Origin of the sequence: Frankia sp. Mgl5 (assembly GCF_023242985.1) — a bacterium.
Classification (GTDB): Bacteria; Actinomycetota; Actinomycetes; order Frankiales; family Frankiaceae; genus Parafrankia; species Parafrankia soli.
The window spans coordinates 1-243 of record NZ_JALKFY010000302.1; the positions used below are offsets into that span (position 1 = coordinate 1).

Consider the following 243-nt stretch of genomic DNA (forward strand, 5'->3'; position numbering starts at 1 on the left):
TTCAGGAAGAGATATTTGGGCCGGTACTGGTCGTTCAACGCTTTAAGGATGAAGCGGAGGCAATCCGTATGGCCAATGACTCGATCTACGGCTTGGCGGGAGGAGTCTTTACACAGGACGGGGCAAAAGCAATGCGTGTGATTCGCAAGCTTCGCGCCGGCATTACCTGGATTAATACCTACCACCCTACCTACAATGAAGCGCCGTGGGGCGGATACAAGCAGAGCGGCATCGGCAGAGAGC

The 243-nt window shown here is 54.7% G+C and carries 1 protein-coding gene; it reads left to right on the plus strand.

The annotated features are described in order from the left end of the window. Nucleotides 1-243: aldehyde dehydrogenase family protein (locus MXD62_RS09435; RefSeq protein ID WP_248828981.1), on the plus strand; the 243-nt coding region annotated here is incomplete at both ends.